The organism is Kluyvera sp., assembly GCF_047971185.1.
GTDB lineage: Bacteria > Pseudomonadota > Gammaproteobacteria > Enterobacterales > Enterobacteriaceae > Kluyvera.
In genome coordinates this window covers 1-23949 of record NZ_JBKDZH010000095.1, presented here as the reverse complement: position 1 = coordinate 23949, position 23949 = coordinate 1, and the positions used below count along the sequence as shown (strand labels likewise).

The window sequence follows — 23949 nt, the reverse complement described above, 5'->3', positions numbered from 1 at the left end:
TCTCCTTAACGGTTATCGGTCTGGGCGCGAACGTTGTTCAGGCCAGTGGTATTAATGCGGTAGGGCTGACCGTTGACGGATTTGATCAGCTTTTTGGTTTTGAGTTTTTTGAATACGGCGAGCGTGCAGTCGCTCAGCAGCAGCCCTTCGCGGCTGTAGCATTCAACGGCGGTGACGCGGCCGGAAGCATCGCGGACGTGCGCAATACGTCCACCTTTGGCGAGAACGTGTAAGGTACGTTGTTCCTGACGGGATAAATTCATACTGGAAAACCTGTTTCATCATCATGTGCAAAATGCGCAAACACGCAGCGGTGTTCGCAATCGATTTCAGCGCAGTGATAATCAGACCGGCCTGAAAAGGTCGGGAAAGCTGATTATCAGATGATGACATTCTCCAGCATCGAAGCCTCGGTTTGAGTTGAAAGGTATTTACGTGATAGATGATAACACAGCGTTTTTATAGGGGAATTGTGAAGGTTGAAAAGTGTGACCTCGGTTGGAGCCCCAAAGTGAGCGCAGGATGAGATATGATAGAAGCAATAAAATATTCGTGACATGAATGATCATCCGCCAGCTTAACCAAAGAGACCGCGTAACCGTCATGTTAATCAAATGGGCTAAACGCCTTGCTTTCCTGGTGGTTTTTATACTGCTCGGGGTTCTGGGGACGCGCGTTTACGACATTCAAAGCCAGCCCGCGCTACAGCTCTGGCATACCTTTGTGCCGCATGAGATGCGGGCAAAAGCGCTGGACAGCGCCTGCTGGGATGATTACATCAACGCCGAGAACGCGGTGTTTAATGCCGTTCGCAGCAACGTGACCGACAAATTAGCCGCTAGCGAGCAGATCCCGTTCAACCGCTATTACGCGAAAAGCCCCAACTATCCCGGCCATTTTTCCATCGACTGGAATCGCTCTTTTATCCTGAAACCGCTGGGGCAGCCGAAGGGCGCGGTAGTGCTATTGCACGGCCTCACCGACAGCCCCTACAGCATGCGGCATATTGCAATACACTACCAACAGCAGGGATACGTCGCGGTTGGTATTCGTTTACCCGGGCACGGAACGGTTCCCGGCGCGCTAACGGACGTTGACTGGCAGGATTGGGCGGCGGCCACCCGCCTGGCGGTCAGAGAGGCAAAGGCGCTGTCCGGCAACAATCTACCGCTGCACCTGGTGGGCTACTCCAACGGCGGGGCGCTGGCGCTGAAATACGCGCTGGATGCGCTGAGCAACCCTGCGCTGGCTAAACCGCAGCGGGTTATTTTGCTTTCACCAATGATTGGCATTACCGCCTTCGCCCGATTTGCCGGCGTCGCGGGCTGGCCCGCGGTATTTCCGGCGTTTGCCAAAGCCGCATGGCTCGATATTGTTCCGGAATATAACCCGTTTAAATACAACTCTTTCCCGGTCAACGCCGCACGTCAGTCGTACGCGTTAACCCAGGCGCTGCAATCGCAGCTGCTGACCGCTTCCCGCCAAAACAAGCTAGCGGCGCTGCCGCCGATACTGACCTTCCAGTCGGTGGTGGACTCAACGGTCAGCAGCAGCGCCGTTCTCTCGGGGCTGTATGAACGGCTTCCGGCCAACGGTAGCGAAGTGGTGCTGTTCGACCTCAATCCGGCGGCGAGCGTGACGCCGCTGCTGCGCGCCTCGTCAGCCACCGCGCTCTCCCGCATGCTGCCGTCGCCGCCGCGAAAATACGGCGTGACTCTTATCTCAACCGTTACGCCAGCTACCACCGAAACGCAGGCGCGCACGACCCCAGCAGGAGAGGTGAGTGAAAACGTTGAGCCGTTAGGCATCGATTATCCGCGCGATATTTACTCGCTTTCACACATCGCGCTGCCGTTTCCGCTGAGTGACTCGTTATACGGGCGCAACCCGGAACCGCACAATGAATTCGGTATCAGCCTGGGCACCTTCGCCGCACGCGGGGAGCGCGCGACGCTGGCGGTAGAGCTGGATGTGCTGATGCGTATGTCATCCAACCCGTTCTTCCCGTATATGATTAAGCGTATTGACCACACCCTGACGCCATAGGACACCGTAGATGGATATTTTTATTGTCAGTGAGCAGGGCGATCTGGTTTTACAGCAAGGCAACCGGCTGGTTGTTGAGTTTGATAACGGAACATGCCTGGAGCTTGCAGCCAGTGCCACGCCGTTACCGGCGACGATCCCTGAGGGCCTGTATATTCGTGCTGTGAATGAGCACCACGCGCCGCTGGCCATCACGCCGGTGGCGGCGAACGGCATTATCGTGGCCCTGGGGCAGCAAGATCCCGGCGGCATGACAATGTCGATTGCCGACGACGAGAATCGCCGGTTACCGGTTGAAAGTAGCAAGGTGGTGGTGACGCTGAACAACGGCAAAAGCGTCGAGGTGATGGCGGACTACGCCAATCGAGGCCTGCTTATCTGGGGCGGGCGCGAGCCTGTTCCGGGCCTGCCGATGGAGGAGGTGAAAGCCCGGACCGAGAGTCTGGGGCTGTATCCACTGGCGAGTAATCTGGTGCACCTGTTTGCGTATAAGCTGGCATAGGGGCGCAGCGCTCACCCCTGATCCTCAGGCGCTACCTCACCGCATGCAGCGCGTTCTCACCTTGGCTTGCAGACTTCTTTAACACTTGCTCGATCACCGCCGCCAGCTCGTTAATCTCAAATTTCGCCACGTAGCCGTCGGCGTTGACCTTGCGGATATGGTCTTCGTTGGCGTTGCCCGACAGCGAGGAGTGGATCACCACCGGAATATTGCGCAGGCGCGGGTCGGTTTTGATCTTACGGGTGAGGGTAAAACCGTCCATCTCCGGCATCTCAAGGTCGGTCAGCACCAGCGAAATCTTGTCGCTCACCGGTACGCCTTCTTGCGCTGCCTGCTGGGCAATCTGCTCGATTTTCTCCCACGCTTCTTTTCCGGTCACGTGCAGCTGCGCGGGGATATCCATCGCCTGTAGCCCTTTTTCCAGCATCGCGCGCGCCACTTTAGAATCTTCGGCGACGATGGCGGTGGCCCCGGGCTTAATGTTGAACTTACGTGGGCTAAGCTCTTTGGCGTGCAGATCGTGGTTTGCCGGGGTGATGTCATACAGAATCTGCTCGACGTCGATGACCATGGCGAGGTTGTTGCTCTCCTGGTGGTCATCAAGGCAGGCGATGCTGGTGATGTACTTGCCGTTAACCGCTTTCTCGGCGGTATGGATTTGCGTCCAGTCGAGGCGGGTGATGTTCTCAACCGATTCTACGGCAAAGGCCTGTACGCTGCGGGCGTATTCGGTAATCAGCAGAATATTCAGCCCGTTGCTCGGGGTGCAGCCCGCGACGGCGGCGAGATCGATAACCGGAATGATCTGATCGCGAATATTCACCATGCCCATCAGCGGCGGCCTGATGCCCGCCGGACGGGTGAAGTTGGGCATCGGGACAATTTCGCGCAGTTTAAAGACGTTGATGCCGTACAGCTCCGAGGCATCGCTCTGCGAGGCTTTGCCCAGGCGGAACAGTAGCAGCTCAAAACGGTTGGACAGGGTCAGGTTAGCCCTGTCGTCGATCTCTTTCTGGAAATTATCCATGGTGCCCTCAGCGTAAAAAAGCGTGAACTCAATAGATAAAATATCGGCACCGCAGAAAAAAACCTTATGGTAGCGTGAAGGTCGCGAAGTCTTCCGCCAGCTCGCAGGCCGTAAAATAACGCTGACATTCGGCCAGCAGACGGCGGCAGCCCTCGTCGTCGTAGCGCGAGCTGACGTGGGTGATAATCAGCCGTTTCACGTTGGCCGCCCGCGCCAGCTGCGCGGTCTGTTCGCTCGAAGAGTGCCCGCGGCTATTGGCTTTCTCCGCCATTGCGGCTTCCAGCGTGGCTTCGTGCACCATCACATCGACGTCGCGGGCCAGCGCCAGCGCCGCCTCGCAGGGGGCGGTATCGCCAAAAATGGCAATTTTTTTGCCGGGGATGGCCGGGGCGAGGTAATGGGCGCCGTCGATGATGCGCCCATCTTCCAGCGTCACCCGCTCACCGGCTTTGAGCTTCTGGAACAGCGGGCCGAACGGCACGCCGTCGGCCACCAGCCGCTTCGCGTCAAGCGCACCGGGCCTGTCGTGTTCTTCCACGCGGAAGCCATAGCACTCAACCGGGTGATTTAACGGGTAGGCGGTCACTTTGCGCAGGCCGTCGTCCAGAATCTCGCCGGCGGTGATTTCCACCACCTCCAGCGGGAAATCGGTCCATGAACCGCTCAGGCGCAGGGTGGTCTCGACAAACTCGCGTAGCCCTTTCGGGCCGTACAGCGTCAGCGGCTGGGCGCTGCCGGACATTGAACGGCTGCAAATCAGCCCCGGCAGGCCAAACAGGTGGTCGCCGTGAAGGTGGCTGATAAAAATACGCGCGATTTTGCCCGGGTTAAATGCCGTATGCAGCAGCTGATGCTGGGTGCCTTCGCCGCAGTCAAAAAGCCACAGCCCCGGCTGCGTCGGGTGTTGCAGGTTCAACAGCATTGCTGTTACGTTGCGAGTGCGAGTCGGCACGCCCGCGGATGTGCCTAAAAAAGTCAATTGCATAGCGCCGCGCCCCTGGCGGTAAAAAAATAAGGTCTAAGGAGCCTACCATGATTCGCTGGCAAGATTTGCACCATTCTGAATTAACCGTTCCGGCGCTGTACGCGCTGCTGAAACTGCGCTGCGAAGTGTTTGTGGTGGAGCAAACCTGCCCGTATCTCGACGTCGACGGCGATGACCTGATCGGTGAAAACCGCCATCTGCTGGGTTGGAAGGACGATAGGCTGGTGGCCTACGCGCGCATTCTGGTCAGCGAGGATGAGATTGAACCGGTGGTGATTGGCCGGGTGATCGTCAGCGCCGAGGCGCGCGGCGAGCGCTTAGGGCATCAACTGATGACGCGCTGCGTGGCGTCCAGCCTGCAGCGCTGGCCGCAGCGCGCGCTGTACCTTGGCGCACAGGCGCATCTGCGCGAATTCTACGCGCATCTGCGCGAATTCTACGCGCAGTTTGGTTTTGTCACCGTGACCGACGTTTATGACGAAGACGGCATCCCGCACGTCGGTATGGCGCGTGAAGCGGCGCGCGCGTAGCGGCAAATCCCGTCTATAGTGAAAGGTAAAGTCCGTTGATTTTCAGTGCGATATTACCTTGCTACCCGTTTGCTCCCTAATCGTGGGTACTGCAATTTATGAGTAGTACCCCTTATAATGTGCGGTTTTTATGGTAGGGAGGTTGGCGTGCAATCGATCTTAGCGGCGTTACAGAGCCTGTCAGCGCTTCTGGCAGACGATTTTCCCGCGTTGCCCGGCACGCGAATCCTTGAAGTGGCTTTCCCCCTGAACGATGCCTTCGATCCGCTCGCCTGGCTGAACGGCCAGGCGGTGTGGCCGCAGTTTTACTGGCAGCAGCGCAGCGGCAAGGAAGAAATTGCCGCGCTGGATACCGTGTGCCGGTTTTCCTCGCTGGCGCAGGCGAATGATTTTCTGGCCGCGCTGCCGCGTGATGATATTCGTATTTGTGGCGTTAACGCCTTCGAACCGACGCGCGGCGCGCTGTTTTTGCCGCGTCTGGAGTGGCGACGTGAAGCCGGAAGGGCCACGCTGCGGTTGAATCTGTGGAGCGAGACTTCGCTGGCGCAGGACGCCGAGCGGGCGCGGGCCAGCCTGGCGGCGCTCAGCGCCCATCACGCTTCAGCGAAACTGACGCTGCATCAGGAGAGCGAAACCCATCGTCCCGGAAAAGAGGGCTGGTGTCGGCTGATTCAACAGGCCACCCAGGCTATCCGCGACGGTGAGTTCACCAAAGTGGTGCTGGCGCGGGCCACGGATCTCACCTTCAGCCGCGCGCCGGACGCCGGTGCGCTGATGGCCGCGAGCCGCCGGGTCAATTTCTCTTGCTATCATTTCTATATGGCGTTTGACGCGCGCCGGGCGTTTCTCGGCTCGTCGCCGGAACGTTTATGGCGGCGTCGCGGCGTACAGCTGCTGACCGAGGCGCTGGCCGGAACGGTGGCGGCGCACGACGATCCGGCCATCGCGCAGCGTCTCGGCGACTGGCTGATGCATGATGATAAAAATCAGCGTGAAAACGGGCTGGTGGTGGATGATATCTGTCAGCGCCTGCGCGACGTGACGCAAACGCTGGACGTACTGCCGGCGGAGATCGTGCGTCTGCGCAAGGTGCAGCATCTGCGCCGCCGTATCCAGGCGCAGCTCACCGCGCCGGACGACACGCTGTGTCTGCTTCAGCTCCAGCCGACGGCGGCGGTCGCCGGGCTGCCCAGAGCGGCGGCGCTGGCGTTTATCGACCGTTTCGAACCGTTTACCCGTGAAGAGTACGCCGGTTCTGCGGGCTATCTCTCCCGCCGACAGAGCGAATTTTGCGTCACGCTGCGCTCGGCGAAGGTGGAGGACAACACGGTGCGGCTGTATGCGGGGGCCGGCATTGTCGACGGTTCCGACCCCGAGCAGGAGTGGCAGGAAATCGAAAATAAAGCGGCAGGGCTGCGCTCATTGCTGTTCTCTGAATAGAACATTACCGACTCATATCAAAATCCTACGCTTTCGTAGTCTTTATACTGAGTCGCACTATTTGATACCGGACAAATTCATGTCAGTAAGCGCATTTAACCGACGCTGGGCGGCGGTGATTCTGGAAGCATTAACCCGTCACGGCGTGCGCCACGTCTGCATCGCGCCCGGGTCACGTTCAACACCGCTTACCCTGGCGGCGGCGGAAAACCGCGCCTTTATCCATCACACCCATTTTGATGAGCGGGGGTTGGGCCATCTGGCGCTGGGGCTAGCGAAGGTGAGCCGCCAGCCGGTGGCGGTGATCGTCACCTCCGGTACTGCGGTGGCGAACCTCTATCCTGCGCTGATTGAAGCCGGGCTGACCGGCGAAAAAATTATTCTGCTCACCGCTGACCGTCCGCCGGAGCTGATTGACTGCGGCGCGAATCAGGCTATCCGCCAGCCGGGCATGTTTGCCTCACACCCGTCGCACACCGTTTCGCTGCCGCGCCCGAGCCAGGACATCCCGGCCCGCTGGCTGGTGTCAGTGGTGGATGACGCGCTGGGCTCGCTCCATTCCGGCGGGGTACACATCAACTGCCCGTTTGCCGAGCCGCTGTATGGCGATCTGGATGACACCGGCCTTGGCTGGCAGCAGGCATTGGGCGACTGGTGGCAGGGGGAAAAACCCTGGCTGCGCGAGGCGTTGCATCAGGAAAGCGCCGCACAACGCGACTGGTTCTTCTGGCGGCAGAAGCGCGGCGTGGTGGTGGCGGGGCGCATGAGCGCTGAAGAGGGCAAGCGCGTGGCCGAATGGGCCAAAACGCTCGGCTGGCCGCTGATTGGCGACGTGCTGTCGCAAACCGGGCAGCCGCTGCCTTGCGCCGACCTGTGGCTGGGGAATCCGGCGGCGGTCAGCGAGCTGCAACAGGCGCAGATTGTGGTGCAAATCGGCAGCAGCATGACCGGTAAACGGGTGCTGCAATGGCAGCTCGCCTGCGAGCCGGACGAATACTGGCTGGTGGATTCGCTCCCCGGCCGCCTGGACCCGGCGCACCATCGCGGACGTCGTCTGGTCAGCAATATCGAGCAGTGGCTGGAAAAACATCCGGCCGAAAAGCGCACGCCGTGGGCCACGGTGATTCCCGCGCTGTCCGCCCAGGCCTGGCAGGCGGTGGTCGCGCAGAGCGATCGTTTCGGCGAAGCGCAGCTGGCGCACCGTATCCGCCGCTATCTGCCGGATCAGGGGCAGCTGTTTGTGGGTAACAGCCTGGTGGTGCGTCTGATCGACGCGCTGGGCCAGCTGCCAGTCGGCTATCCGGTCTACAGCAACCGCGGCGCCAGCGGTATCGACGGGCTGATTTCGACGGCGGCAGGCGTGCAGCGCGGCAGCGCGCGGCCCACGCTGGCGATCGTCGGCGATCTCTCTGCGCTGTACGATCTGAATGCCCTGTCGCTGTTGCGTCAGGTGTCGGCGCCGCTGGTGCTGATTGTGGTGAACAATAACGGCGGGCAGATCTTCTCGTTGCTGCCGACGCCGGTCGCCGAGCGCGAGCGTTTCTACGCCATGCCGCAGAACGTCCATTTTGAACACGCGGCGAAAATGTTTGGCCTGAACTACCATCAGCCGCAGGACTGGGAAGCACTGGAGTCGGCGCTCGGCGCGGCCTGGCGGGCTCCGGCGACCACCCTGATTGAACTGGTGGTGAACGACACCGACGGCGCGCAGACGCTGCAACAGCTGCTGGCGCAGGTGAGCCAGCTATGAGGCTTCACGCCGTCGTCGAGCACGGCGACCCCACCCAGCCGTGGCTGGTGTTTTTGCACGGTTTCTCCGGCGACCAGCGCGAATGGCGGCCGGTGGGCGAACGCTTTACCCAGGCCAACCGGCTGTATATCGACCTTCCCGGCCACGGCGGCTCGGCGAATGTGCAGGTCGACGGCTTCGCCGACGTCGATGCGCTGCTGACGGCAACGCTGCTTAGTTACAACATACTTAATTACTGGCTGGTGGGGTACTCGCTGGGCGGCCGGGTGGCGATGCATTACGCCTGCTGCTCGCGGCCGGACGGCCTGGCAGGGGTGATCGTCGAAGGCGGCCATCCCGGCCTGACGGACGCCGCCGAGCGCGCGCAGCGCTGGCGCAGCGACCAGCAGTGGGCGCAGCGTTTTGCCCAGCAGCCGCTGGCTGAGGTCTTTGCCGACTGGTATCAGCAGCCGGTGTTCGCCAGCCTGACCGCCGAACAGCGCGATGCGCTGGTGGCGCTACGCCAGCAGAACCACGGGGTTGGGCTGGCGGCGATGCTGCTGGCCACCTCTCTCGCGGTGCAGGACGATCTGCGTCCGGCGCTGCAAGCCCGTACTTTCCCTTTCTGGTATCTCTGTGGCGAGCACGACCGCAAGTTTCAGGCGATTGCCGAAACGCTGGCGCTGCCTTGCCATATTATTCGTGATGCCGGACACAACGCGCACCGGGAAAATCCCGCAGGCGTCGTCGCGTGTCTGGCGCAGATTTTGCCTGCTAACTTATAGGAATCGCTATGATTTATCCTGATGAAGCTATGCTGTACGCCCCTGCCGAGTGGCACGACTGTTCCGAAGGCTTTACCGACATTCGTTATGAAAAATCGGCTGACGGCATCGCTAAAATCACCATCAATCGCCCGCAGGTACGCAACGCGTTTCGTCCGCTGACGGTCAAAGAAATGATCCAGGCGCTGGCGGACGCGCGCTATGACGATAACGTCGGCGTCATCATCCTGACCGGCGAAGGCGATAAAGCTTTCTGCGCCGGCGGTGACCAGAAAGTACGCGGCGACTACGGCGGCTACCAGGACGACAGCGGCGTGCACCACCTGAACGTGCTGGACTTCCAGCGCCAGATCCGCACCTGCCCGAAACCGGTGGTCGCGATGGTGGCCGGCTACTCCATCGGCGGCGGCCACGTGCTGCACATGATGTGCGACCTGACCATCGCGGCGGAAAACGCCATCTTCGGCCAGACCGGCCCGAAAGTCGGCTCCTTCGACGGCGGCTGGGGTGCGTCTTACATGGCGCGCATCGTCGGCCAGAAAAAGGCCCGTGAAATCTGGTTCCTGTGCCGCCAGTACGACGCGAAAGCGGCGCTGGATATGGGCCTGGTGAACACCGTGGTTCCGCTGGCGGATCTGGAAAAAGAGACCGTGCGCTGGTGTCGTGAAATGCTGCAAAACAGCCCGATGGCGCTGCGCTGCCTGAAAGCCGCGCTGAATGCCGACTGCGACGGTCAGGCCGGTCTGCAGGAGCTGGCGGGGAACGCCACCATGCTGTTCTACATGACGGAAGAAGGTCAGGAAGGCCGTAACGCCTTCAACCAGAAGCGTCAGCCTGACTTCAGCAAATTCAAACGGAACCCGTAATGCGTAGCGCGCAGGTTTACCGCTGGCAGATCCCGATGGACGCGGGTGTGGTTCTGCGCGAGCGGCGGCTGAAAACCCGCGACGGGTTATTCGTCTACCTGCGTGACGGCGAGCGGAACGGCTGGGGAGAGATCTCCCCGCTGCCGGGCTTTAGCCATGAAACGCTGGACGAAGCGCAGTCGGCGCTGCTGGCCTGGGCAAGCGCCTGGCGGCAGGGCGACGATGTGCCGCTGCCCGATCTCCCTTCCGTAGCGTTTGGCGTCAGCTGCGCGCTGGCGGAAGTGAACGAGGCGCTGCCGCAGGCGGCGGACTATCGCGCGGCGCCGCTGTGTACCGGCGATCCTGACGATCTGGTGCTGAAGCTCGCCGATATGCCGGGCGAGAAGGTGGCGAAGGTCAAAGTCGGCCTGTACGAAGCGGTCCGCGACGGCATGGTGGTCAACCTGCTGCTGGAAGCCGTTCCCGAGCTGACGCTGCGTCTCGACGCCAACCGCGCCTGGACGCCGCTGAAAGCGCAGCAGTTCGCCAGATATGTTAGCCCGGAAAACCGCTCGCGCATTGCCTTCCTGGAAGAGCCGTGTAAAACCCGCGATGACTCACGGGCTTTCGCTCAGGAAACCGGCATTGCGATCGCCTGGGATGAAAGCCTGCGCGAAGCGGATTTCCGCTTTGCGGCGGAACCGGGGCTGCGGGCGGTGGTGATTAAGCCGACGCTGACCGGCAGCCTGGCGCGAGTCAAAGCGCAGGTCGACGCGGCGCATGCCCTCGGCCTGACGGCGGTGATCAGCTCTTCTCTCGAGTCCAGTCTTGGGCTGACTCAGCTGGCGCGCATTGCTGCCTGGCTAACGCCGCAAACCATGCCGGGCCTCGATACGCTGAATCTGATGCAGACGCAGCTGATTCGCTGCTGGCCGGACAGCCCGCTGCCGTGCGGCGCGATTGAGGATATGGAGCCGTTACTGTGACCTTTGCAAGCTGGCCGTGGCGTCACTGGCGCGCGCGGCGCGGCGGTGAAACGGCGCTGCGTTTCGATGGTGAAACCCTGAGCTGGGCGGCGCTGTGTCAGCGCATTGACCTGCTGGCCGCTGGTTTTCAGGCGCAGGGCGTCAAGGCGGAGGACGGGGTGGCGCTGTGCTCGCGTAACAGCCCGGAGGCGGTGCTGGCCTGGCTGGCGCTGCTGCAGTGCGGGGCGCGGATTTTACCGCTCAACCCGCGCTTGCCCGCTTCGCTAGTCAGCGAGCTGATGCCGGGGCTGACCCTCCGCCATATGCTGAATCTCGACGGCCAGGCGCACTACGGGCTTCCTGCGCTGAGGCTGCAGCAGGCGGAAGGCTATCGTGAGCTGGCGTGGCGGGCGGATCGTCTGGCGTCGATGACGCTTACGTCCGGCTCGACGGGACTGCCGAAGGCGGCGGTGCACCGCTGCTCGGCGCATCTGGCGAGTGCGGAAGGGGTGCTTTGCCTGATGCCGTTCGGCGAAGGCGATAGCTGGCTACTGTCGCTGCCGCTGTTTCACGTCTCCGGGCAGGGGATCTTCTGGCGCTGGCTGCTGGCGGGCGCAGAGATGGTGGTCAGCGAGCGCCCTCTGGCCGCAGCGCTGGCGCACTGTACCCATGCTTCGCTGGTGCCGACGCAGCTGTGGCGGCTGCTGAACGACAATCAGCCGCTGGCCCTGAAGGCGGTCCTGTTGGGCGGTGCGGCAATCCCTGCCGAGTTAACCGAACAGGCGGCGGCCAAAGGCATTCGCACTTTCTGCGGCTACGGCCTGACCGAATTTGCCTCTACCGTCTGCGCCCGCGAGGCCAACGGCGGCGACGATGTGGGCACGCCGCTGCCGGGCCGCGAGCTGCGGCTGGTGGACGGTGAAATCTGGTTGCGGGCCACCAGTATGGCGGCGGGTTACTGGCGCAACGGCAGTTTAGTGCCATTAGTGAACGCCGAAGGCTGGTTTGCCACGCGCGACCGCGGCGAACTGCATGAAGGCCGGCTGCGGGTGATTGGTCGCCTGGATAATCTGTTTTTCAGCGGCGGCGAAGGCATTCAGCCGGAAGAAGTCGAGCGGATTATCGTGCAGCACCCGTTGGTTAATCAGGTCTTTATCGTCCCGCTGGACGACGCCGAATTTGGCCAGCGCCCGGTGGCGGTAGTCGACGGTGAAGCCGGGCTGGAGATCGACGCGTTAGCGGCCTGGGCCAAAGATAAGTTAGCCGGATTTCAACAACCCTGCCGCTGGCTGCGCCTGCCGGAGACGATGAAAGCGGGCGGGATTAAAGTCTCTCGCCATCAGCTGAAAATATGGGTCGCCGGGCAGTAGCCGCTATCAATAATAAATCTCGATTATTTTGTGAATAATAAACATCATTGTTGCAGATGAATGGGTAGTAATTCGTTACAATCCCGTCGATTATTGTCCGTTTCGTACATTGAATCCGCCGTGTATCGCAGTACAATTCAGCGGGTTATGGGGTTTATTTTTGCTTTTGCGTGAAAGGATTAAGATGAAAAAGAGCGTGTTATTGAGTCTGGCGGGGCTGATGTTCGTCTCCGCGTCAGCGAGTGCGATCAGCGTTAACGGCCAGGCCGGTAAAGATTATACCAACCTGGGCTTTGGCCTGGGCACCGAAACATCGGGCCTGGCGTTGACCGGTAACTGGACGCACAACGACGACGACGGCGACGTTGCGGGCCTGGGGCTGGGGCTGAATATCCCGCTTGGTCCGTTCCTGGCGACCGTGGGTGGTAAAGGTATCTACACGAACCCGAACGACGGCGACGAAGGCTATGCGGCCGCGGTCGGCGGCGGCCTGCAGTGGAAAATTGGCGACAGCCTGCGTCTGTTCGGCGAGTACTACTACTCTCCGGATTCCCTGTCCAGCGGCATCGACAGCTACACCGAAGCCAACGCCGGCGCGCGTTACACTCTAATGCGCCCCATCAGCATTGAAGCGGGCTACCGTTACCTGAACCTGGCCGGTAAAGATGGCAACCGCGACAACGCCGTGGCCGACGGCCCGTACGTTGGCGTCAGCGCATCATTCTGATTTTCTCCGGCGCAGCGTCCGCTGCGCCAGTTTTCTCTTCTTAAATCCTTCGCTTGCGTTATAGTTAATCGTCCTCTTTTTATTGGAGAAAGTGATGATAACGGTAGAGATGCTGTCCACCGGTGACGAAGTCTTATCGGGGCAGATCGTCGATACAAACGCTGCCTGGCTTGCCGATTTTTGTTTCCAGCAGGGTATTCCGCTGTCCCGCCGTAACACCGTGGGCGACAACCTGGACGATTTAGTGGCGATTCTGCGCGAGCGCAGCACGCAGGCCGATATTCTTATCGTCAACGGCGGCCTGGGGCCAACCAGCGACGACCTGAGCGCGCTGGCGGCGGCTACCGCGAAAGGCGAGGGGCTGGTGCTGCACGAAGAGTGGCTGGCGTTTATGGAGCGCTTCTTCAGCGAGCGGGGCCGCGTGATGGCGCCCAGTAACCGCAAGCAGGCGGAGATTCCGGCCAGCGCGGAGCTGATTGATAACCCGGTGGGCACCGCCTGCGGTTTTGCCGTGAAGCTCAACCGTTGTCTGATGTTCTTCACCCCGGGCGTTCCGTCCGAATTTAAAGTGATGGTGGAGCGCGAGATTCTGCCGCGTATTCGCCAGCGTTACCCGGTCGGTGAGCCGCCGGTATGCCTGCGCTTAACCACCTTTGGCCGCTCGGAAAGCGATCTCGCCCAGAGCCTGCAGCATCTCGAACTGCCGCCGGGCGTGACCATGGGCTACCGCTCTTCCATGCCGATCATTGAACTGAAGCTGACCGGGCCGTCGGAGCACCGCGAAGCGATGCTGGCGCTGTGGCCGGAGGTGCAGAAAGTGGCCGGGGAAAGCCTGATTTTTGAAGGTACCGAGGGGCTGCCCGCGCAGCTGGCCCGCATACTGAAAGAAAAACAGCTGAGCCTGACGCTGAGCGAGCAGTTCACCAGCGGGCTTATCGCGCTGCAGCTGTCTCGCGCCGACGCGCCGCTGCTGGCCAGTGAAGTGGTGCCGCCGCAGGACGAGACGCTGGCGCAAACCGCGCGCTGGGCCGACGAGCGCCGGGTGAACCATTTCGCCGGGCTGGCGCTGGCGGTGAGCGGGCTGGAGAGCGAGCACATTAACTTTGCGCTCTCGACGCCGGAAGGCACGCATGCGCTACAGGTCAAGTTCAGCAATACCCGCCATAGCCTGGCGATACGCCAGGAGGTCTGCGCCATGATGGCGCTGAACATGCTGCGCCGCTGGCTCCATGGCAAGCCGGTGGCCAGCGAACATGGCTGGATTAACGTGGTGGACTCATTGGTGCTGTAAGCGCCCGATGGCGCGTTGTTTTCCCCCTCTCCCTTTCAGAGAGAGGGGCGGGGGGAGGGTAATCATGCGTTAACCAATCTGCTCATTTCCCCTCACCCTAACCCTCTCCCCAGAGGGGCGAGGGGACTGTTGGGGCGCAGATTATTGGGCCAACGCCCGTGCCAGCAGTGTGATGGGATGTTCACAGCGCTTGCTGGTGGACATCTCAATCTGCCATTTGCAGGTCTCGCAATCGGTTATCACCAGATCCGCGCCGCTCGCTTCAATCTGGGCGAACAGCGGCGCGCCTATCGCCTGCGATGTCGGGTAGTTCTCGCTTTTAAAACCGTAGGTTCCGGCAATGCCGCAGCATTGCGATTCCAGCACCTGAAGCTCCAGCCCCGGGATCAGGCGCAGCAGTTCCAGCGTATACAGCGACCAGCCCATTTTCTCCATATGACACGGCGTGTGATACACCACCTTCAGCGGCAGCGGGTTAAGCGGCAGCTCGGCGCCGTCGTCCAGCTTGCGCCACAGCCAGCGGGTGGCCAGCTCAATGCTGTCGCGCAGCCCGTGATTATCCACGTCCAGTAGGTGCGGATACTCATCGCGTAGCGTAAATGTGCAGGTGGATGACGTCGCCAGCACCGGCAGCTTTTTGCGCTCAATCGCCTCGCGTAGCGACGCCACGTTGGTTTGCGCCTGACGCCGCGCCTTATCAAAGAAACCGTTAGCAATCAGCGGTACGCCGCAGCACTTCTCTTTGCTGAGCAGTTGAACGCCCACGCCCATCGCGTTGAGCACGCGGATCAGATCGAGCCCGAGCTGCGGGTGGTTATAGTTGACATAGCAGCCGTGAAAGAACGCGACCTGCTCAACATATTGTGCTTGCTGTGCGGCGATCCGCTGATAGCGACGGCGGAAGGTGCCGAAAGAATATTTTGGCAGGCTGCGGCGATGGTCTATTTTCAGCGCCGTGTCCAGCAGCTGGCGTACCGGCTTCAGGCCGGTGGCGGCGTTGACGATGGGCGCAAACGGCGTGGAGAGGCTGCCCATCAGGTCGGTATGGCTGAGGATCGCATCGCGCAGGCTGGGCTTAGCCGTACCGTAGTCGGCGCGGGCGCGCTGAATGATATCGCCGATTTTGACGTCGGAGGGGCACGCCACCTCGCAGCGCTTGCAGTTGATGCAGTACTTGAGCGCCTCATCGTACAGCCCGCTGTCTTTGCGCCGCAGCCGCTCGCCGTCTGGCCCGGCCTGTTTCGGCCCCGGATAGCGCGGATTGACGCGGCTGACCGGGCAAACGGTGGTGCACACGGTGCATTTGATGCAGTTTTCAAAACTTTGCTGGCTCATGCTGCGCCTCCCGCCAAACGGATAATCTGCCCGGCGGCGTGCAGGGCGGTTGCCGCGCAAACGCCGCCGCCACAGCCCTGGGCGATAGGATCGTAGCCGCCGAGCACCGAGCCGATGGCAAACAGGTTAGCGAACGGTTTCCCCGCCAGCGACGGGCGCAGGGCGGGGTCGACGATCGCCCCAGACTGTTGCCACGGCTGTGGGGCGAAGAAATCATCGCCATACCAGGCGGCGCGCGGTGCGGGCTGCGTAATATCCAGCCCCAGCAACGACTCGCGGATCCCGTCGCGTTCGGCGCTTAAGCCGTGGCTGAAAAAGCTGCCGCTGGCCAGCACGGCAAAGCGTGGACGCAGCGCAATATCGCCGTGGTTCCGCGTCCAGACGGCCTGTACTTCCCCGTTGGCGTGGCTGACACGCACCACTTCATCGCCCGCCATCCAGATGCCGCCAAGGGCGACAAACCGCCGCTGTAGCGCGGCGTGCAGACGCATACCCGGCACCGACGGCGGCAGGGTGGGTAACAGATACAGCGCGCAGGGCAGGCGGGCGCTGAGCCAGTCGAACAGGGCGCTATCGCGCAGGCCGAAGACGGCGGGCAGCAGCAGCGCTTCCTGCCCCGCGCACAGCGGCAGCAGTGCCCGATACAGCGGCTGCCAGAGCGCTTTTTCATCCAGCACGCGGGCAATATTGGCAGCGCGAAACTCGGTCGGGTTATCGCGCAGGACATCCAGCTCCGGCAGTTCGATTTCAGCGGTATCGGCCGTAAGCCCCTGCTGTTGCAGAGACTCCGCCACCAGGTGCGGCTGGAAATCAAGAAAACCGCTGATACCGACCACGCGCATTGGCCCCTTCGCCAGCGGCGCGACCGGCACCTCTGCCGGGCTGAGCCAGGCGGGCCGTAGCGTGCCGAGCGGCGTGACGCGCTGATGCGGGTGCGCTACGTCACCCTGCATGTTGATACCGCAATCGCGCAATAGCGTCTGCGTTTGCCGGGCGTAGCGCAGCACGTTATCGGCGCCCAGCAGCGAATAAGGATGGTTGGGCGACTGCGCGGCCAGCCGCGCAAGCCCCGTCGCCGGGTCATCGATTTTCTGGCCGTCGGGCAGGGCGCTAAGTAAGTCCAGCGAACCGGAAGAGAAGTGCAGCGCGCTCTGGCCGCGAGTGACTATCGCACAGCGTAGCCCGGCCTGTTGCAGCCGTATCCCGCACAGCAACCCGGCCAGCCCACCGCCGATCATCACGCTATCAAATTTCATGACGGGACTCCTTGTCTAAACCGCACAGCCCTTGATACACCCAGCGGGTGAGTTCGCTTTCGCGCAGCGCATCGCCCCAGGCAATGGGCTGCACGCCTTTCCAGCGCTCGTTGAGAAAATCGGATAGCTGGTCCAGCGACTGGGCAGCGGTGGTGACGTTATAGCGATGCAGCAGGCCGCTGGCGCGGCAGGCGCAGAGTTCGCCCTGGCAGGTGCCCATTCCCACGCGGGTGCGGCGGCGCAGATCCAGCAGGTTATTTACTGCCAGATTCTCCACCGCGTACTGCACTTCCCCGGCGGTCACCGCTTCGCATTCACACACTACGCTGCGGTGCAGGCGGCTGTTGCCAAGCCACTGCGGCGTCCGGTCGCCGTGGCGATAGACCGCCGAGCCGCGTAGCGGGGCGGGCAGCGAGATCATCCGCTGCAGCGTTTTTTCTGTCGACTCCTGAGAGCCTGGCAGCGGCGTGTCGGCGGTGGTGCAGGGACGCTGATGGTTCAGCTTGCGGCACACGGCGTCGGTGGCCCATTGCGCCATCAGGCGATAGGTCATCAGCTTGCCGCCGGTGATGGTGATAAACCCTTCCAGCCCATCGCGCTCGGCGTGGTCCAGCAGTACGATGCCGCGGCTGACGTTGCGGCCGCTGGGATCGTCATCGCTGGCGACCAGCGGGCGCACGCCGCAGTAGGCGCGCAAAATACGTGTGCTGGCCATGCGTGGGGCGAGTTTTTCCCCTTCACGCAGCAGGATGTCCACCTCGTCAGGCGTGACGCGGCAGCGGTCGATATCGCGATAATCGATGTGCGTGGAGGTGGTGCCAATCAGCGAAATGGTATCGCCGGGCACCAGAATATCAGCGTCGGCGGGAGGGCGGCAGCGGTTGATGACGTGCTGATTCATGCGGCTTTCGAAGATCAGCAGCGATCCCTTGGCCGGAAACATGCGGATGCGCAAATCAGCATATTCCGCGATGCGCTGGCCCCAGATACCGGCGGCGTTGACGACGACCGGCGCGTGCAGTTCGCGAGTTTCACCGCTGCGGTGATTGAACAAAGTGACCCCCTGTACCCGGTCGCCGCGGCGGATAAGCCCCATCACTTCATGCGCGGTCAGAATGGTCGCGCCGTGTTCACGCGCATCAAGCATATTGGCGGCGGTCAGGCGGAACGGATCGACGGTTCCGTCCGGCACGCGTACCGCGCCGACGAGCGCGGGGTTAACCGAGGGTTCCATCCGCCTGGCCTGGGCGGGGTCGATAGCCTCCGCCTCAATGCCGGCAACGAGGCAGGCGTTGATAAAGGTGCGTTGATACAGGAGATCGTCTTCCGGCAGGGTGATAAACAGCCCGCTGGTGGGTTCGATGCAGTGGCGGGCAATCCGGCGCAGGATTTGGTTTTCGCTGATGCATTCGCGCGCGGATTCGCTGTCGGTGACCGCGTAGCGCGCGCCGCTGTGCAACAGACCGTGGTTGCGCCCGGTCGCGCCGGTGGCGATATCAAAGCGTTCAACCAGCGCCGCCTTCAGCCCGCGCAGGGCGCAGTCGCGGGCGATACCGGCACCGGTGGCGCCGCCGCCGATAATAATGACGTCAAAATCCGCTGCACAGGCGCTGTTCATCCGGTGTCCTCAATGTTCGTTTTGAATACATTAAGTCACGTTGTTGGTGATTGTTGTTTGATATCGAACATATTCGAGCGTGAATAGACCATAAAAATGCGCGTTTTGCGATATTTATCGACTTTCTTACAGGCTGCCGTCGCCAACCAGCCGGTGCACACATTCGTGCAGCCGCTGCAATGGGCTACCGTCGACCGGCGGTTCGCGGGCGATCAGCGAGATTTCACGGTAGAACGCTGGCTCCAGCGGTACCGAATGCAGCGGCTGAGCCAGCGTTTTAAGCGTCAGTTCCGGCAGCAGCGCGATACCTAGCCCCTGCTGGATAAAGCTCATCGCGGTGCTGGGGTGGTTAAATTCGTATTTAATCTGCGGCGTCATATTCATTCCCGCGAACAGCGACATGATGCTCATTTCATAGCGCCCTTTACTGACGATTAGCGGCTCGTCGCGCAGCGCGCTCAGCGAAACGCGCTTTTTAGCCGCGAAAGGGTGGTGTTCGGGGACCACGACGGTAAACCGGTCTTTATATATTGGCGTGGCAAACATCCCTTCAACCGGAATATGCACAAAACCGGCATCGATATGATTATCACGAATCGCCTCAATGATTTCCGCGCTGTTGGCTTCGTGGGGAACAATTTTAATATTCGGATGATGCTGTTCAAAATAGCGCACCACGGCGGGCAGCACGCTGGCGCAAATGCTGGGGAAGCAGCCAATGCGCAGCAGGCGCAGCGGCGTTTGTTTTTCCTGTTCGGCAATCTCTTTTACCGCGCGAACCTCGCTCATCAGCCGCTGCAGGTGAGCGACGATGCGCTCGCCTGCGGGCGTCAGGCAAACGGCTTTACGCCGCTCGCGCAGCATAATGGCAACGCCCAGTTCTTCTTCCAGCGCCGAGATAGCCTGGCTTACCGCCGATTGGGTCATAAACAGGCGCTTGCCGGCTTCGGTGAATCCGCCGCACTCCAGTACCGTCAGCAGGGCGTTGATCTGCGTTAATGTCATTAGTTATTTCTAATTAAAGTTATTAAAACGATTAATTTTACTAATTAAATAACGATGGTTATTATTTTTCTACGGACTTAATCACAAAATCACGCACGCGATTATTTTTATTGGTAATGCATTCATGAGCTTATATGTTTCTCGATGAATGTAACGCTGCGCGCCGCAGGGACAAGGTTGCACATCAATGAAAGAGAAATTGTGGACTAAAGATTTTTGGGCAATAACGATTATCAGCTTTATTATTTTCTTCGTTTTTTATGTCCTCCTGACGCTACTCCCCATTTATATTGCCGATAACCTGCACGCCACCGCCGATAAAGCGGGCCTGCTGGTGACGTTTTTCCTCGCCGCCGCGATTATCGTGCGCCCCTTTGCCGGGCAGTGGGTGGGGAAATATTCGAACAAAACGATTCTGGTGCTTTCCTCTCTGGCGTTTTTGGTTGTCACCGCGCTGTATCCTTTTTGCCATTCCATTGAGGCGCTACTGTTTATTCGCGTGCTTCACGGGGTGACCTTCGGGGTCATTACGACGGTAAAAGGGACCATCTCCGCGCGGTTAATACCCGCCTCCCGACGTGGGGAGGGCATCAGCTTTTTCTCTTTAGCCATGGGGCTGGCGATGGTGGTGGGGCCGTGGATCGGCCTCAACATGGCGCGGCATAGCGCCTTCAGCCTGGCATTCTGGATGTGTACCGTGGTGGCGGCAATCGGCATTGCGCTGTCGTTTATCGTCCGCGTGCCGCCGGTAATTCGTCATGCCGACGGCTCGCAGCCGAAGCTCGGCTTCTCGGCGATGTTTGATAAAGCCGCGCTGCCGTTTGCGATGGTCACCTTCTTTATGACCTTCTCCTACGCCGGGGTCTCCGCCTTCCTTGCGCTGTATGCCCGCGAACTGGACCTGATGGCCGCCGCCAGCAACTTCCTGCTGTGCTACGCCATTTTCCTGATGATCTGCCGCGCCTTTACCGGCAACGTCTGCGATAAAAAAGGGCCGAAGTATGTGGTTTATCCGTGCCTGCTGGCCTTTACCGTTGGCCTGGTGGTGCTGGGCTATACTCACGGCAGCGTGTCGATGATTATTGCCGGGGCGCTGATCGGCATCGGCTACGGCTCGGTGACGCCGATCTTCCAGACGCAGATTATCAGCTCGGTTGAACCGCATAAAATTGGCGTGGCGAACTCGCTGTTCTTTAATGCGATGGATGCCGGGCTGGCGATTGGCGCGTTTGTGATGGGGCTGATGGTGGAAGGCGTAGGCTATCGGGCGATTTATCTGGTTGGCGCGGTGCTGGTGGTGCTGGCGGGGGCGCTGTATATCGCGCAGATGAAACGCCGCGGGGCGATGCCGTTAGTTAGCGCACACGAGGTGCACTAACCGTTACATCTCGATTTCGATATCACCTTTTGCCCGGCAGCAGCAGGGCAAAATTTCGTCCGGCTGGATAAAGGCCAGTGGTTCGGTCAGCCAGTCAACCTGGCCGGACACCAACCGCGTGCGGCAGGAGCCGCAGTAGCCTTCGCGACACTGGTATTCCACCTCAACGTTGTGGGACTCCAGCGCCGCCAGCAGGGACGGGTGTTCATCCTGGCACAGCAACCGTGTGCCAGTGATGCGCAGAAAAACGCGGCTCATATCAGAGCTGGAAGTTGCTGAGATCGTCAGTATCGACTTCCGAGTCAATCTGCCCAACCAGGTAAGAGCTGACTTCCACTTCCTGCGGCGCCACCTGCACGTTATCGGACACCAGCCAGGTGTTGATCCACGGAATCGGGTTGGAGCGCGTCTGGAACGGCAGATCTAGCCCGACCGCCTGCATACGGATGTTGGTGATGTACTCAACGTACTGGCACAGAATGTCTTTATTCAGGCCAATCATCGAGCCGTCGCGGAACAGATAGTCCGCCCACTCTTTTTCCTGAACGGCAGCCTGGACGAACAGGTCGTAGCATTCCTGCTTACACTCTTCAGCAATTTCTGCCATCTCCGGGTCATCCGCGCCGCTGCGCAGCAGGTTCAGCATGTGCTGAGTGCCGGTCAGGTGCAGCGCTTCATCGCGGGCGATCAGGCGAATGATTTTGGCGTTGCCTTCCATCAGCTCGCGCTCGGCGAAGGCGAAGGAGCAGGCGAAGCTGACGTAGAAGCGAATCGCTTCCAGCGCGTTAACGCTCATCAGGCAGATATACAGTTTTTTCTTCAGCTCGCGCAGATTTACGGTGACGGTTTTGCCGTTCACGGTGTGGGTGCCTTCGCCCAGCAGATGCCAGTAGCTGGTCATCTCGATCAGCTCGTCATAGTAGCTGGAGATGCCTTCGGCGCGTTTCTGAATCTGTTCGTTGGTGACGATGTCATCAAACACAATCGCCGGATCGTTGACGATATTGCGGATGATGTGGGTGTAGGAACGCGAGTGGATGGTTTCGGAGAACGCCCACGTTTCCACCCAGGTTTCCAGCTCGGGAATCGAGATCAGCGGCAGCAGCGCCACGTTCGGGCTGCGGCCCTGAATGGAGTCCAGCAGGGTCTGATACTTCAGGTTACTGATGAAAATGTGCTTTTCGTGTTCCGGCAGCGCCTGGTAGTCGATGCGATCGCGGGACACGTCCACTTCTTCCGGACGCCAGAAGAAGGAGAGCTGTTTTTCAATCAGCTTTTCGAAGATGTCGTATTTCTGCTGGTCGTAGCGTGCCACGTTGACCGGCTGGCCAAAGAACATCGGCTCTTTGAGCTGATCGTTTTTCGTCTGTGAAAAAGTGGTGTATGCCATTGATGTCAATCCTGTCTGGAGAGTAATGCCGGATGGCGTTTACTTACCTGCTTACAATATCATCGCAAAAAAATCCGTACACCGAATAAGGTTTTGGTCGATACGGAAATCAAAGGCCGGGTCAGCGTAGCGCTGCCCGGCAATCGTTATTAGATCTTACAGGCGCCGCTTTCGCAGCCGTCGTCCTGAATGGACGGCACCATATCGTCCTGCGCATCTTCCGCACCGTCACGGGTGTTTTGATAGTACAGGGTCTTCACGCCAAATTTATAGGCGGTCAGCAGGTCTTTAAGCAGCTGCTGCATCGGCACTTTACCGGACGGGAAGCGCGTCGGGTCGTAGTTGGTGTTGGCGGAAATCGCCTGGTCGATAAACTTCTGCATAATGCCGACCAGCTGCAGGTAGCCGTCGTTGTTCGGCATTTCCCACAGCAGTTCATAGGCGTTACCGAGGTGCTCGTAGTCCGGCACCACCTGACGCAGAATGCCGTCTTTCGATGCTTTGATGCTCACGTAGCCGCGCGGCGGCTCGATGCCGTTGGTGGCGTTGGAGATCTGCGAAGAGGTCTCGGACGGCATCAGCGCGGAGAGCGTAGAGTTACGCAGGCCGTGGGTCTTGATGGACTCACGCAGCGCTTCCCAGTCCAGGTGCAGCGGCTCGTTGGCAATCGCATCCAGGTCTTTTTTGTAGGTGTCGATCGGCAGAATGCCCTGCGCATAGGTGGTTTCGTTGAACCACGGGCACGCGCCTTGCTCTTTCGCCAGCTCGTTAGAGGCCTTCAGCAGATAGTACTGAATGGCTTCGAAGGTCTGGTGGGTCAGGTTGTTGGCGCTGCCGTCGGAGTAGCGTTTGCCGTTTTTCGCCAGCCAGTAGGCGAAGTTGATGACGCCGATACCCAGAGTACGACGGCCCATCGCACCGCGCTGGGCGGCTTTGATTGGGTAATCCTGGTAGTCCAGCAGGGCGTCAAGCGCGCGCACCGCCAGCACCGCCAGCTCTTCGAGTTCATCGAGGCTGCCGATGGCACCCAGGTTGAACGCCGACAGCGTACACAGGGCGATTTCACCGTTTTCGTCGTTCACGTCGTCCAGCGGTTTGGTCGGCAGGGCGATTTCCAGGCACAGGTTGGACATGCGTAACGGCGCGACAACCGGATCAAACGGGCTGTGGGTGTTGAAGTGGTCAACGTTCTGAATGTAGATACGGCCGGTAGAGGCGCGTTCCTGCATCATCAGCGAGAACAGGTCGACCGCCTTCACGCGCTGTTTACGGATGCTGTCGTCGTTTTCATATTTCACGTACAGGCGTTCAAATTCGTCCTGGTCGGCGAAGAACGCATCGTACAGCCCCGGGACGTCGGACGGGCTGAACAGGGTGATGTCGCCGCCTTTCAGCAGTCGGGTGTACATCAGCTTGTTGTTCTGTACGCCGTAGTCCATGTGACGCACGCGGTTGCCTTCCACGCCGCGGTTTTTTTTCAGTACCAGCAGGCTTTCCACTTCCAGGTGCCACATCGGGTAGAACAGGGGAGCCGCGCCGCCGCGAACGCCGCCCTGCGAGCAGGATTTCACCGCCGTCTGGAAGTGCTTGTAGAACGGAATGCAGCCGGGGTGGAACGCGTCACCGCCGCGAATCGGGCTGCCCAGCGCACGAATGCGGCCGGCGTTGATGCCGAGACCGGCGCGCTGGGAAACGTATTTCACGATCGCGCTGGAGGTGGCGTTG

Annotated in this window: 22 protein-coding genes; 12 read left to right on the top strand and 10 right to left on the bottom strand. The window is 60.5% G+C overall.

Translation table 11 applies throughout. The features are described from left to right. Positions 1-5: 5 nt before the first annotated feature. A complete protein-coding gene (locus tag ACK5JN_RS20300) occupies positions 6-263 on the bottom strand; it encodes a YjhX family toxin (protein WP_103777259.1) in 258 nt (85 codons plus the stop codon). Positions 264-603: 340 nt separating this feature from the next. On the opposite strand from ACK5JN_RS20300, the gene ACK5JN_RS20295 reads away from it, so the two are divergent. Together ACK5JN_RS20295 and ACK5JN_RS20290 are read left to right on the top strand one after the other, a co-directional pair. Beyond that, a complete protein-coding gene (locus ACK5JN_RS20295) occupies positions 604-2046 on the top strand; it encodes an alpha/beta hydrolase (protein ID WP_416871808.1) in 1443 nt (480 codons plus the stop codon). A 10-nt stretch (positions 2047-2056) separates the two neighbouring features. Beyond that, positions 2057-2548, top strand: a complete 492-nt coding sequence (locus ACK5JN_RS20290; protein WP_416871807.1) for a hypothetical protein — start codon at positions 2057-2059, stop codon at positions 2546-2548. Between the two features lie 31 nt (positions 2549-2579). Here the strand turns inward: ACK5JN_RS20290 and ACK5JN_RS20285 are convergent, their stop codons facing one another. Together ACK5JN_RS20285 and rbn are read right to left on the bottom strand one after the other, a co-directional pair. Next, on the bottom strand, positions 2580-3575 hold the full coding sequence (locus ACK5JN_RS20285) for a chemotaxis protein (protein WP_416871806.1): 996 nt from the start codon (positions 3573-3575) through the stop codon (positions 2580-2582). A 64-nt stretch (positions 3576-3639) separates the two neighbouring features. Further along, a complete protein-coding gene (gene rbn / locus ACK5JN_RS20280) occupies positions 3640-4560 on the bottom strand; it encodes a ribonuclease BN (protein ID WP_416871805.1) in 921 nt (306 codons plus the stop codon). A gap of 47 nt (positions 4561-4607) precedes the next feature. Between rbn and ACK5JN_RS20275 the strand changes: the two genes are divergently transcribed. The 9 genes from ACK5JN_RS20275 to ACK5JN_RS20235 all read left to right on the top strand — a co-directional run bounded on the left by ACK5JN_RS20275 (position 4608) and on the right by ACK5JN_RS20235 (position 14242). Continuing rightward, positions 4608-5090, top strand: a complete 483-nt coding sequence (locus ACK5JN_RS20275) for a GNAT family N-acetyltransferase (RefSeq protein ID WP_416871804.1) — start codon at positions 4608-4610, stop codon at positions 5088-5090. A gap of 117 nt (positions 5091-5207) precedes the next feature. Then, positions 5208-6530: an isochorismate synthase MenF gene (menF, locus tag ACK5JN_RS20270; protein WP_416871803.1), complete on the top strand. Its 1323-nt coding sequence runs from the start codon at positions 5208-5210 to the stop codon at positions 6528-6530. A 79-nt stretch (positions 6531-6609) separates the two neighbouring features. Continuing rightward, complete coding sequence (menD, locus tag ACK5JN_RS20265) at positions 6610-8280, top strand: 2-succinyl-5-enolpyruvyl-6-hydroxy-3-cyclohexene-1-carboxylic-acid synthase (protein WP_416871802.1); 1671 nt, start codon at positions 6610-6612, stop codon at positions 8278-8280. Beyond that, on the top strand, positions 8277-9044 hold the full coding sequence (gene menH / locus ACK5JN_RS20260; protein ID WP_416871801.1) for a 2-succinyl-6-hydroxy-2,4-cyclohexadiene-1-carboxylate synthase: 768 nt from the start codon (positions 8277-8279) through the stop codon (positions 9042-9044). Before menD ends, menH begins: the two co-directional genes overlap by 4 nt. An 8-nt stretch (positions 9045-9052) precedes the next feature. Continuing rightward, entirely contained in the window at positions 9053-9910 is an 858-nt protein-coding gene (gene menB / locus ACK5JN_RS20255; RefSeq protein ID WP_163449046.1) for a 1,4-dihydroxy-2-naphthoyl-CoA synthase, read from the top strand. Then, complete coding sequence (menC, locus tag ACK5JN_RS20250; protein WP_416871800.1) at positions 9910-10875, top strand: o-succinylbenzoate synthase; 966 nt, start codon at positions 9910-9912, stop codon at positions 10873-10875. Before menB ends, menC begins: the two co-directional genes overlap by 1 nt. Then, entirely contained in the window at positions 10872-12224 is a 1353-nt protein-coding gene (gene menE / locus ACK5JN_RS20245) for an o-succinylbenzoate--CoA ligase (protein ID WP_416871799.1), read from the top strand. Before menC ends, menE begins: the two co-directional genes overlap by 4 nt. Before the next feature lie 184 nt (positions 12225-12408). Further along, entirely contained in the window at positions 12409-12951 is a 543-nt protein-coding gene (locus ACK5JN_RS20240; RefSeq protein WP_416871798.1) for a YfaZ family protein, read from the top strand. A gap of 94 nt (positions 12952-13045) precedes the next feature. Next, a complete protein-coding gene (locus ACK5JN_RS20235) occupies positions 13046-14242 on the top strand; it encodes a nicotinamide mononucleotide deamidase-related protein YfaY (RefSeq protein WP_416871797.1) in 1197 nt (398 codons plus the stop codon). A 141-nt stretch (positions 14243-14383) separates the two neighbouring features. Here ACK5JN_RS20235 and glpC read toward each other — a convergent pair whose 3' ends face one another. The 4 genes from glpC to ACK5JN_RS20215 form a co-directional block, all read right to left on the bottom strand. Beyond that, the gene (glpC, locus tag ACK5JN_RS20230) at positions 14384-15577 is read right to left on the bottom strand and encodes an anaerobic glycerol-3-phosphate dehydrogenase subunit GlpC (RefSeq protein WP_416871796.1); all 1194 of its coding nucleotides are present in this window, start codon (positions 15575-15577) and stop codon (positions 14384-14386) included. After that, positions 15574-16833: a glycerol-3-phosphate dehydrogenase subunit GlpB gene (glpB, locus tag ACK5JN_RS20225; RefSeq protein ID WP_416871795.1), complete on the bottom strand. Its 1260-nt coding sequence runs from the start codon at positions 16831-16833 to the stop codon at positions 15574-15576. Before glpB ends, glpC begins: the two co-directional genes overlap by 4 nt. Next, the gene (glpA, locus tag ACK5JN_RS20220; protein ID WP_416871794.1) at positions 16823-18451 is read right to left on the bottom strand and encodes an anaerobic glycerol-3-phosphate dehydrogenase subunit A; all 1629 of its coding nucleotides are present in this window, start codon (positions 18449-18451) and stop codon (positions 16823-16825) included. Before glpA ends, glpB begins: the two co-directional genes overlap by 11 nt. Positions 18452-18577: 126 nt before the next feature. After that, positions 18578-19456 carry a LysR family transcriptional regulator gene (locus ACK5JN_RS20215; RefSeq protein WP_416871793.1) on the bottom strand — a complete coding sequence of 293 codons (879 nt, stop codon included), beginning with the start codon at positions 19454-19456 and terminating at the stop codon, positions 18578-18580. A gap of 187 nt (positions 19457-19643) precedes the next feature. Here ACK5JN_RS20215 and ACK5JN_RS20210 point away from each other — a divergent pair, with 187 nt between their 5' ends. Then, on the top strand, positions 19644-20834 hold the full coding sequence (locus ACK5JN_RS20210) for an MFS transporter (RefSeq protein ID WP_416871792.1): 1191 nt from the start codon (positions 19644-19646) through the stop codon (positions 20832-20834). A gap of 3 nt (positions 20835-20837) precedes the next feature. Here ACK5JN_RS20210 and yfaE read toward each other — a convergent pair whose 3' ends face one another. From yfaE to nrdA, 3 genes are all read right to left on the bottom strand, one after another. Continuing rightward, complete coding sequence (gene yfaE, locus ACK5JN_RS20205; protein ID WP_106924348.1) at positions 20838-21092, bottom strand: class I ribonucleotide reductase maintenance protein YfaE; 255 nt, start codon at positions 21090-21092, stop codon at positions 20838-20840. A gap of 1 nt (position 21093) precedes the next feature. Further along, positions 21094-22224 (bottom strand): class Ia ribonucleoside-diphosphate reductase subunit beta, encoded by a 1131-nt coding sequence (gene nrdB / locus ACK5JN_RS20200; RefSeq protein ID WP_416871791.1) that lies wholly within the window; start codon positions 22222-22224, stop codon positions 21094-21096. 149 nt (positions 22225-22373) lie between these two features. Continuing rightward, on the bottom strand, positions 22374-23949 hold a 1576-nt coding region (nrdA, locus tag ACK5JN_RS20195), incomplete at its 5' end, for a class 1a ribonucleoside-diphosphate reductase subunit alpha (protein WP_416871790.1).